At 43.9% G+C, this 10,894-nt stretch carries 10 protein-coding genes and 1 tRNA gene; 7 read left to right on the top strand and 4 right to left on the bottom strand.

The features are described 5' to 3' along the window. The 3 genes from apbC to QVA83_RS12000 all read left to right on the top strand — a co-directional run. Positions 1 to 968 (top strand): iron-sulfur cluster carrier protein ApbC (gene apbC, locus QVA83_RS12010; protein WP_287498493.1); only part of this gene is annotated, 968 nt, incomplete at its 5' end. Between the two features lie 224 nt (positions 969 to 1,192). Then, positions 1,193 to 1,786 carry a dCTP deaminase gene (gene dcd / locus QVA83_RS12005; RefSeq protein WP_014979644.1) on the top strand — a complete coding sequence of 198 codons (594 nt, stop codon included), beginning with the start codon at positions 1,193 to 1,195 and terminating at the stop codon, positions 1,784 to 1,786. A gap of 138 nt (positions 1,787 to 1,924) precedes the next feature. Then, a complete protein-coding gene (locus QVA83_RS12000) occupies positions 1,925 to 3,361 on the top strand; it encodes an SLC13 family permease (protein WP_061486068.1) in 1,437 nt (478 codons plus the stop codon). Here QVA83_RS12000 and QVA83_RS11995 read toward each other — a convergent pair. Next, a complete protein-coding gene (locus tag QVA83_RS11995; RefSeq protein WP_049586886.1) occupies positions 3,348 to 4,244 on the bottom strand; it encodes an AraC family transcriptional regulator in 897 nt (298 codons plus the stop codon). The two genes, QVA83_RS12000 and QVA83_RS11995, sit on opposite strands and share 14 nt — an antisense overlap. Positions 4,245 to 4,372: 128 nt before the next feature. On the opposite strand from QVA83_RS11995, the gene QVA83_RS11990 reads away from it, so the two are divergent. After that, positions 4,373 to 4,834 carry a YHS domain-containing (seleno)protein gene (locus QVA83_RS11990; RefSeq protein WP_039236516.1) on the top strand — a complete coding sequence of 154 codons (462 nt, stop codon included), beginning with the start codon at positions 4,373 to 4,375 and terminating at the stop codon, positions 4,832 to 4,834. Positions 4,835 to 4,945: 111 nt separating this feature from the next. Next, positions 4,946 to 5,022: transfer RNA gene (locus QVA83_RS11985), tRNA-Pro, on the top strand. 211 nt (positions 5,023 to 5,233) lie between these two features. Here the strand turns inward: QVA83_RS11985 and QVA83_RS11980 are convergent. The 3 genes from QVA83_RS11980 to QVA83_RS11970 all read right to left on the bottom strand — a co-directional run bounded on the left by QVA83_RS11980 (position 5,234) and on the right by QVA83_RS11970 (position 9,192). After that, entirely contained in the window at positions 5,234 to 6,640 is a 1,407-nt protein-coding gene (locus QVA83_RS11980) for an SNIPE associated domain-containing protein (protein WP_023559752.1), read from the bottom strand. A gap of 101 nt (positions 6,641 to 6,741) precedes the next feature. Beyond that, positions 6,742 to 7,989: a hypothetical protein gene (locus QVA83_RS11975; protein ID WP_061486983.1), complete on the bottom strand. Its 1,248-nt coding sequence runs from the start codon at positions 7,987 to 7,989 to the stop codon at positions 6,742 to 6,744. A 639-nt stretch (positions 7,990 to 8,628) separates the two neighbouring features. Further along, a complete protein-coding gene (locus QVA83_RS11970) occupies positions 8,629 to 9,192 on the bottom strand; it encodes a recombinase family protein (RefSeq protein WP_061486067.1) in 564 nt (187 codons plus the stop codon). A 487-nt stretch (positions 9,193 to 9,679) separates the two neighbouring features. On the opposite strand from QVA83_RS11970, the gene QVA83_RS11965 reads away from it, so the two are divergent. After that, the gene (locus QVA83_RS11965; RefSeq protein WP_061486066.1) at positions 9,680 to 10,066 is read left to right on the top strand and encodes a hypothetical protein; all 387 of its coding nucleotides are present in this window, start codon (positions 9,680 to 9,682) and stop codon (positions 10,064 to 10,066) included. Further along, entirely contained in the window at positions 10,063 to 10,464 is a 402-nt protein-coding gene (locus tag QVA83_RS11960) for a hypothetical protein (RefSeq protein WP_061486065.1), read from the top strand. The genes QVA83_RS11965 and QVA83_RS11960 overlap by 4 nt, the downstream gene beginning before the upstream one ends. Positions 10,465 to 10,894 lie beyond the last annotated feature (430 nt).

The raw sequence follows: 10,894 nt of genomic DNA, 5'->3' as shown, positions 1-10,894 counted from the left end.
TTACTTTGCCGTTTTGTATTGCTACTCAGTTAGACGCGCTTAAACAAGAAGTGCTTAAACAGCTAAAAGGGAAGCTTGGCGATGAGCTGCTTACGTTTAAACAAAGCGTAGCAAGTGGAGAAACAGAAGTAGCTCCGGTCACCAATATTAAAAACATCATAGCAGTGGCTTCTGGCAAGGGCGGTGTAGGTAAGTCGACAACCAGTATTAATTTAGCGTTTGCGCTTATGCAAGAAGGCGCGAAAGTAGGAATTTTAGATGCCGATATTTATGGGCCATCAATTCCCATTATGTTAGGTAATCCCGATGCACATCCTGAAAGCGAAGATAATAAGCACATGCAGCCGCTAACTGCACATGGGCTGGTGGCGAACTCAATTGGCTATTTAGTGCCTCAGGAAGACGCGGCCGTATGGCGAGGGCCAATGGCAAGCAGGGCGTTAAAGCAGTTGCTAGATGAAACCCTATGGCCCGTGCTGGACTACTTAATTGTAGATATGCCACCGGGTACCGGCGATATCCAACTGACGATGGCGCAACAAGTACCGTTGACTGCTTCAGTGGTAGTTACAACGCCGCAGGACTTAGCACTAGCCGACGCCCAAAAAGGCATAAGCATGTTTGAAAAAGTGAACGTACCTGTATTAGGGCTTATTGAAAACATGAGTTATTACCAGTGCAGAGCCTGTGGTACCAAAGACTATGTGTTTTCAAAAGATGGGGGCGAGGCGCTTGCCGAACGCCACGGACTGCCACTTTTAGGTCAGCTACCGCTTGATATCCATATTCGCGAGCATGGCGATGCCGGCACGCCTTTGTTAATTACCTCGCCCGAAAGTGCATTGAGTGAAAGCTATCGCGAGGCAGCGCGCGCACTGTCTATGCAATTGGCCCTTACTGTTGCGCCACGCAAAGGGGCAGTTAAACACATTAAAGGCAACCCTATTGGCATTGTTGGTAAAGAGTAACTAGCTTGAAATGCCTAGGTAACAAATGTCGGGAATGCGCAACGGATAGGTAAATTCAGACAGGTGTAGTAAAGGTGAACTATAGCCAGGTTCGATTGCTTAAATTTAAAATTTGATAAAACTATACAAAAATTGCGCAAAAGCAGATAAAACAAGCCTTTGAGCAGTTGAATGCATGCGGTGACATACGCATAATAGCGGCCTAACGAAATGAGGAATACACCATGCGCTTGTGCGACCGCGATATCTACCAACATCTGCAAGATGGAAAAATTAAAATTGACCCTACACCCAGCTACGATCAAATAAGTGGTGTAACGGTAGATATCCGCCTAGGTAATAAATTTCGCGTGTTTGAAGATCACCAAGCGCCGTATATCGATTTAAGTGGGCCAAAAGCACAGGTTCAAGAAGCGCTTGACCACGTAATGAGCGATGAAATTGAACTAGAAGAGGGTAAAGCCTTCTTTCTACACCCCGGGGAACTGGCGCTTGCTATTACCCACGAGTCAGTAACCTTGCCTGACAACATCGTAGGTTGGTTAGACGGGCGTTCTTCGCTTGCGCGTTTGGGCTTAATGGTTCACGTGACCGCGCATCGAATAGATCCAGGCTGGTCGGGCAATATCGTTCTTGAGTTTTACAACAGTGGTAAGTTACCGCTGGCGCTTCGCCCTAAAATGAAAATAGGGGCACTTAGCTTTGAGGTGTTATCGGCGCCAGCTGAAAAACCTTACAACGCCAGAGTTGATGCTAAATACAAAGGCCAAGCAGGCGCAGTAGCCAGCCGAATCTCGTCTGACGACGAAAGTAAGTGAATCAACTTAAATACCACTTTTTTGGAAAAGCCTCGTGCGTTTCCCGCTAATTACTGATAGAAAATATAAGAGCAATAAAAAGGGCCAATAGCTAAGGCCCTAGCACTTATAATAAAGCGATTAGTAACGGGAAGCGCAATGCACACAAACCCTGAACCTTCTTCAGATACTCAACAACGACAGCCAACACGCAAGAACAGTATTATTCTTTTCGCGTTTATCGCCTCTGTTCTAAGCGGTATGTGCTTGTGGGCTGTAAATCAGCCCAGCGAAATTATATTTACCGCTGCGATTACCCTTTTTGTAGCAGTACTTTGGGTAACCGAAGCGCTTCCTATTCCCGCTACTTCGCTTTTACCCTTCGCGCTATTCCCGCTATTTGGTGTGTTGTCTCACAGCGAAGCTGCTTCTGCTCTCGGAAGCCACGTTATCATTCTACTAATGGCCGCTTTCATGCTTTCAAAGGGGTTGGAACGCGCCAATTTACACAAGCGTTTCGCCATTTACATGCTACGTATAACGGGCAGCGGCAGCCCGCTCAAGCTGGTGCTGGGCTTCATGTTAACAACAGCAGTACTCAGTATGTGGATTAGTAACACCGCCACGGTGTTAATGATGTTGCCAATGGCTATCGCTATTATCAATGCAGTAGACAACCCGCGATTTGGCGTGGCGCTAATACTTGGTATTGCTTATTCGGCAAGCTTGGGCGGGGTAGGCACACCGATTGGGACGCCACCTAATATTATCTTCATGAGCGTGTATGAAGAGACTCAAGGTATTGAATACAGCTTTATCGACTGGATGAAAACAGGCGTACCAATAGTAATACTAGGCGTACCTATTATGGCCTTATGGTTAGCGCGCGGTATTAAAGAAGTGGGAAACATCGATTTACCTGTACCTAGTGCATGGACAAAGGCCGAAAAGCGCGTACTTGCCATTTTCGGTACGGTAGCATTGGCATGGATATTCAGACCTTTTTGGACTGCATGGATAGGGGTAACTACTATCAGTGATAGCACTATAGCCGTTGCGGGTGTTGCCGCCATGTTTTTCACCAATAGCGGCAATGATAACGGTGAAGTAGACGCAAAAGGCAACCGCGACAAGCTGCTAGATTGGAAAACCGCGAATGATATTCCGTGGGGTATGCTATTACTTTTTGCTGGTGGAATTTGTATCGCGAAAGCGTTTATGTCTTCAGGCTTAAGCGTATTAATGGGCTCATGGTTAACAGGGCTTGCAACCTTACCCGTTTTACTACTTGTACTGGGCATTTGCTTGTTTGTAACCTTTCTTACTGAAATTACTTCAAACACAGCAACATCTACATTACTAATGCCAATATTGGCAGCAGCAGGTTTAGCGGTAGGTGTTGACCCTAAATTACTTATGATTCCGGCGGCTATAAGCGCAAGTTGTGCCTTTATGCTGCCAGTAGCTACAGCGCCTAACGCCATTGCATACTCAACGGAAAAGTTCGACATAAAAACTATGGCCAGAGAGGGTGTGGTGCTAAACGTGTTAGTTGCACTGGTAGTAACTGGGGTGTGTTACGTTACGCTGGCCTAGCTTGAACGCGCTTTTGTGAAGGAGACACTCCAATCTCTCTTTTAAAAGCCTTTGAAAAAGAAGCTTCCGTTTCGTAACCATATTGGTTTGCAATGGTAATTAACGGCTTGTTGCTTTGGATTATTTCTGTGCAGGCACAACGCAGGCGCCATTGCGTTAGGTATTTAATTGGAGTTACGCCTGCACAGGCTTTGAACTTTGCTGCGTAGTTAGATTTAGACATATTCGCAATACTCGCCAGCATTTCTACGTTCCAATGTTGTTCAGGCGCGTTATGCAGCGCTTGAAGGCTATTTGCTATGGCCGGATGCAGTAGAGCCCCTAAGGTTGATGAGTACTTGCTCATTAAATGCTTCACAATCAAAAGGAATACAACCTCAGCGATTTTGTTTAGCAGAACCGACGAAGTGAAGGTTGAGTCCGACACTTCTAACGACGCGCTGATAAGTAACTGCAGACTTTCATGTAGCACTCTACTTTCTTTTGATGCTTTTTTAATTATCCAAAATTCTGGCAGTTCTTTTGTTATTACTCTCATTAAAGGGTGCTGATACTCGAAGTAACCGCAAAGTAGCACCGGGCCTTCAGCTCCTAGTTTCTCGCTAACAGGAATAGAGCTTGCGCTAACATTTTTGTAAGTGTGAGTTTTTGTAGGGCTTAAAAGGTGTGGGCTATCAACAGGCAGTAAAACCATGTCGCCTTTTTCTAACAGAACTGGGCCGTCGTCGTTACGGTGTAAGTAGCATTGACCGTGAGTTACGGCGTGAAAATTAATAAAGCCGGTGCCAGAAGTGTCAATTTGCCAGTTACCGCAATATTGTCCGTTGTGAAATACATTGGTGGTTATTTGAAGTTGGTCAAAAAGGCTTTCTAAATTTTTCATGGTGTTTTGGACAAGTATTTAAGCGTTTGGAGCATGTTTGTATAAGACCGAAGTACGTACCATATTCTTCGAACTTATACAGAGATAGTGTGAAAACACTCGAAACACCAATGTGGAGAAGAAATAGCATGAGAGTATTCTTAAAAGGTAGTTTATTTGCAGTTTCACTAATTGCTAGTGGCGCGGTATTCGCTGGCGTTGATACAGAGACCGACGAAAACGGAATTATTTTAGCCGGGCACGACGCTGTAGCTTATTTTACTGAAGGTAAGCCAGTGCTGGGTAAAGCGACTATAACGGCTGTCCACAACGACGCTATTTACCGATTTTCATCGCAGAAAAATAGAGACATGTTTGTAAGCAACCCAGACAAATACGCACCAGCGTATGGCGGCTTTTGTGCCTACGGCGCAACGTTTGGTAAGAAATTCGAAATAAACGGCAAAGCGTTTGAAATTGTTGATGGCGTACTTTACGTGAATAAAGACGAAAGTGTATACAAAGCATGGGCCAAGAACATTCCTACTCATATAGATGAGGCGAATGAAGAATGGCCAGAAATCAAAGATGTAAGTGCAGACGACTTGTAATAAGCTTCGTTTTAGATGGGTTTTGATTACCAAATAATCGTTTAGGCGGTTATTTGGTTTTTTTACATTGCAAAGTCGTTGAAATTGAGTAGACTTGTCGGCTCTTTCGGTCGGTGTGTAGCGCAGCCTGGTAGCGCACTGTCATGGGGTGTCAGGGGTCGGAGGTTCAAATCCTCTCACACCGACCAACTTCTCTCTTTCAAAGTGACACCCAAAAGCCTTATCTGGCGTACTCTACAGCATTTCTTAAAATCAATCTTCAAGACTGCACACAAACTTCACTTTCATCTTAATGATAGTCAAATTTGTGAACGTTCACAATCTTGTTCACACTTGATAAATACGTTCAGAGTATCAAGTAATCGTGAAGTTGCCCGATTGCTGACTTCGGGAGTTCCTTCAAATTTCTTCAGGTAGCTTTCGGTTGACAGTGTTGTCCTCTTTGATTTTGTCTTGAGTGATTAATAGACTTTGATGATAGTCCTGAGCTTCAGCATCAGTCAGAAAATCTACATCAGGCTTTAACTCCTCAAGCTTGCCCTTCAGTTCAGCTAAATCTACTCTGAAAAATTCCTTACGGTTGTTTACTAAGTTGAGTCGATGTTCATTGAAATGACGATGCAGTTCAGCTTCAAGTGCAGGCGCATCCTCGGAGTAAATAAGAGCATGGACGTCAAATGTGAATGGTACACTGGCATCCCCAAGCTCACGTACACGGTCTAGGGGCTCCAGTCTTCTGGTCATCCCAATTTTGAATACCCCATCACCAAACGAACCGATGTTACTGATGATATAGACGTAACCAGATTTGGTTTGTTGTGCCATCGATAGAGCCCGTTCTGATTTTGCTCTGGCCTCGTTCAGTTGTGCCTCAAGTTCTTCAAGTTCAGACTTTAAGCGCTCCAGCTCGTCACCAGTAGCTTTATTGGCTTTAGCATTGGCCTTAGCAACAAGCTCTTCGTATTTATGCTGTTCTCTTGCCGCTGCCTCTTGTTCCTTTATTAGCTGTTGTTCTTCTCTGAGTTGGCGCTTCGCTTCTGCTCGTTCTTCCTTCTCTTGTCTGAGCTTCTCAGCATATTCATAAGTTAGCCTGAGCTCTTGCAACTTGAGTTGGAAATAGGGTTCTGTGATTTGGATGTTGTTAGACTTATTGAGCTTGTCTATTGCATCTCTCGCTTTAGATAAGCGCTCTTCCATTCTGCGGATATTATTCCATCTTACGTTTGATACTGCTGCGTCACATTCGTTATTGAAAGCTCTCAGCGTTAGTTTAAGTGCTCGGTTTGTCATCGTCTGACCTTCTCTGGCACTGTTATTAACTTTCCACTCAGTATGGCAAACGGCCGCTTGTTTGGCTTTCAGCATATCTTTCTGCTGCTCTCGCACAGCAGTAATTTCAGCTTTGAATCTATCTGACGTTCCAAAGTCGAAGTGAGGTTCATAGTACCCCAATGTAGACAACTCAATTTTTTCATCAAATACAGCCAGCTCTCTTTCAAGTTCATCAAATAGCTTTCGTTTAGTCGCATAAGACGCCCTAAGCGTCTGGATGTTTGATGTGATTGCTTCTGACTCGGCGTTAAGCTCCGTCACACGAGCTTCAATAGAGCTTATCGGTTGGTACTTCTCAAGCAGCTCTGTCGTTCTTTGCTTCGAGTCTTGAAGGTGAGATTTGACTTTGTTGAGCTCTGACTTTAGCTCGCGAGATTTTAATAGTGAAAACACTAGCAACGATATGACTGCGAAAATCAAAGCGTAGGTAATGATATGTCCATAATCACTTGGAAGAGCTTCAATCGAGCCCATAACTGTAATCCGTGTCTGCTAATCCTTCTGACAACATTATAACAAGTGCTCATTCAATACAAAATCAAGTCATTATTGGGAGTCCTTTCCCTTCGGTGTTATCAGGCTATAGATGCCTCCATCCCCGTATTTATTTCATACTGTTCGTGCATAGCTTGTCGTAACTGATGAGCTTTTGACTCAGGAACTATAAAGCTGTCATGAACAGGTATCACAGGAATAGCTTCTTGCGTTAATGAATCCATAACATCATTTGCAATCTTGCTATCGATATTTTGAAGTGTTTGCCAAGCATTGCGGTAAAGTAAGTCTGAAATAGCCTTATGTCTGGCTTCAAACATCCCTAGAAGGCTACCCGCCTTTTTAGCGTTGACTTTAAGATGGAAAGATACCGCTCTGACTGCTTGGTTTTTGCTGCTGGTACTGGTCGCAATCAAGGCTATCTTTTTAACTTTGTCTCTTGTTACTCCTTCGATGTCGTAGCAATCACTCGGAGCTTCTGCGCCTGATAAATGATACAGAAGGCGAGGGTGCATCGACTTGTAGTCAAGTTCAACACAAGGCTCTCCATTAATCGTAATGTTGCTTCTGACAACTTGAGGTAGGTTCTGCGCATCACAGTAAAACCTGCCACCAATGCACCATTGCCCTTTGAATATCCGTCTGCATGAGAGGTCAGACTGCGATAGTTGAATGGTTCTGTTGTCTTCAGATGTATATACCCAGTTGTAACTTGTGCGTACCTCATTATGTTCCATTATCGACTTTCTCATGCGAAGAGTGCTTGGTTCGTCGCTGTAGTTAACGTAATCATAAGGATTGTTGCGAAGAATGAGCGGGTCAATAGGAACAGAGATGTCAGTTACCTCAATTGCTTCCAGAAGGCGAGCTTGATTGATACAGGTCTCAGTCGGAAGAATAAGTGACGGAATGCCAGACGTGTAGTTCTCGCTTTTGAATCCTCGCTCAATCTTAATCAAGCCTAGCTGTTCTCCTTGCGCCAGCAAGGTGTTCATCGTGTCTCTGCTGTACGGCTCCCTACGAAATCTCTTCGGGATAGCTTTTAGGCGCTTACCTAGCGAGTATACGAAACCTGTATCGGTGCCTAAGTTCATCGCACAGGCAAGATTGACAGCTATACACTTAACCGCTTGGATGGTTGGCTTGGTAATACGTTGTCGCCCTTGTGTCAGCTGTTCGGTGAGCCAGTCGGTAAACTTTGAATCTACTCCCTTATGGGTTCTCAGTGGGAAGGTGAATATTGGGTTTGCATTTGGCGTATTGGACTTCCCCTTGAGGGCTTGTGTCCACTGGAAATTTTCTTGCGGTGTAACCATAAGTTGGTTCATAAGTGTTCTCCTTGTCTTATTCCCCCCTATAGTGCTGCTGGTGGTCTCCTCGTCTGTCGCTAAGTCGTTCTCTAATGTCCATTTACCAATAACCAACCAAGTTATCATTACTGGTTAGCTAGTGAGTAAATACAATTGAGTGCGTCTGAATCGAATCTTCAAGGTGGCACAGTTTAAGAAGGGAAGTAAATTGAATGAAATGTAGCAACTACGTGTTAGTCGACTACTGTCTGCTTTAATTTGATAAAAACAGGGTATGAGAAACGGATAGACAAACTATTTCAGTTTCTATATGGCTTCTCCCTTATGTCAGGGAGTCGTGTATCCCTTGATTTTATTGGCTTTAGTGAATATTAGGTAAATCTAAAAAATCTGAAGAGCTTTAAGGTTGTTAGCTCTATACAACTGATAAGCGAGAAGTGCGGATACAAAGCATCATTACAGATCGACAACGGCTTTCTACGAGCTTTTCTGGGTACAATTAATACGATTGCATTGGGTAAGTTAACTCGATCTGAGAAAGCTTTACAGAGCCTCAAACAGTTAAGCGTGAGACTCCGTTATGATAGTGCTGAAGATGTCTTGTAGAGGAGTGACAGACCACATGAACTATAAGTTTCAGTGAACGAATTAGCTGGGTTAATTACTCTGGTTTATGAACTCACTGATTATCTTATGCACCGCTCCCTTACTACAGCTTAATTCTTCAGCAATCTTAGCCATGCTCAAGCCTTCCTCTCGTAGCTGGTGGACTCTCTCACGGTCTACAGACTTCTTACGTCCAAACTTAACGCCTTTCTCTTGCGCCTTAGCGATGCCTTCCATCTGTCTTTCGTAACGTAGAGACAACTCGAACTCAGCTACAGCAGCAATCATATGGAACATGAGCTTACCGTGTGGCGTTGTCGTGTCGATGCCTTGGTCAATCACTATTAGTCCTACGCCTTTGTCATCGAGTAACTTCGAGATATTCGCTAGGTCAGCCACAGAGCGACCTAAACGGTCTAACTTGGTCACAACAATAGCTTCACCTTCACGCACGTAATCAAGCATCTTCTCTAGCTCTGGACGGTCTGCTGTCTTACCAGAGCGTTTCTCTTGGTAAATCTTAACGCAGCCTTTCGCTTCTAGTGCTTGTAGTTGAACGTCTAGCTTCTGGCCTGTGGTAGATACTCGTGCGTAACCGATAAGTTGACCTGTCATGATTAACTCCGTCTCGTTCAATAAGGTCTAAGGATTATGTGAGCGGCATATTAATGAACAGTATTTGAACGGTCAATAGCTTTGTTCATTATTTTTTACTTTGGTGGACGAATGTCGATATGGAAATTTGCATAGCGAGCACTAATAACCAACCTTCAAATTTGTCGTTCGGTTTACATCGCCACCACTCTGGAAATTTCTGGAGTGAGAACACAGAAAAGCCACCAGCAGAGCCTGTGCGCTGTCTTCGTGTTTGGTCAAGATGAACGTTGCGACTGGCTTGGAGATTGTCTTAGCGGTGTTCCTGTGGTGTGCAGAAGCACCCTATGGGGGGGAATTAAGGCTTCATCATTGTTGATTTGGCCTCTCAGATTTTTGTAGTGAAAACTTTCCTCCAGTTGAAATATATGTAAACCTGATAATAGTAAAAAAATCAATGGTATCTTGAATCTCAATTTATCTTTGTAGACTCTTCTTCGGAATAAAGATGAACAATAGGAAATTACTCAGAAAGTACGTAGGTCGATTCATCGCACGATTAAAGCCAAGCCTTCGACAAGGCTATGATATTCGCGCGATAATTTATCCAGCAAGAGCTAAAGGAGCTATCGTTGAGATGAGAATAGTCGAGGCTAGCAAGCCTACGATTAAGTTTACTCCAGACTTCGATACTGTTAATCGTGCTTTAAAGGGAATTGAACAACGTTTAATTGGAGGCAATATCGATAGCGTCTCTTTTTCAGGTACGAATGCATACCTTGAAGGTGACAGGATACTTTTAATAAAAGGCGACGACTCTCATGCGCACTGGAGTAACTCTGCTGTTGAGGTTGATTTAAAGAAGATTCTGAGTAACAAGGACGAACACTCGTGATACCAGTCGAAAAACACGGTGAGGTTATAGGGCAATTAGACAAACGACTATTTAACCTAGAAAACGACAATACATTTTCGGCATGGGAGAAATGGTTCGGCAAGCACCCGATGGTAGTTGTAGGTATTGTTATTACAGCGCTTTGTGCTGGCTTTTGGGGGTTCTATGCTTGGACTATAGACAGGCTAGATAGAACTCATAGAGAACAGGTTTCTTATCTGGAGAAAAAATACAAAGGAAATTTAGATTGGATGAAAGAGCAGCACAATGTTTCGCTAAATGCACTGCGAGAACGATGTAGCTTTGAAAAGGATAAATTGGAAGATAGGTTGAGAGTTTGTAAGTCTCCACAAAACCCAACCGTACCTAAAAAGAGTGTAGAAGCGAAAGTTGACTGATAAAAACAACTCCCAATGAACAATCAAGGCCTTCCACTCTACGCTCGTATAAAGCTTAAAGAGTGGAGTACGTGACGTTGTTAAGATACTTATAATGCGCCTCTCACCAATTTAGTAAGCCAACGACTTCAAGCAGTCAGCCTCGTGAATCCTCTCGACATACTGCCAAAGTTCGTCCTTGTTCTTGTACTTACTATACAAGTTATACGTCAAGGACAACTGCTTGTGACCTGCTAGTTTCGTAGCGATGTCTTCAGGACTACCAATTTGTTCTAGCGCTGTCGCAAAGTGACCTCTAAACGAGAGTAAGCATGTCTTGTAGACTTTGACGACCTTGCATTATCTTCGTGTTTGTTCAAATGAACGTTACGACTGGTTTGAAGATTGTATATCCGGTTTTCCGCAATGTGCAGAAACGCCCTAGGGGGAG

It is taken from the genome of Alteromonas sp. AO-Serp (assembly GCF_017849675.1).
Lineage (GTDB): Bacteria > Pseudomonadota > Gammaproteobacteria > Enterobacterales > Alteromonadaceae > Alteromonas > Alteromonas macleodii.
This window is presented reverse-complemented; position numbering and strand designations above follow the sequence as displayed.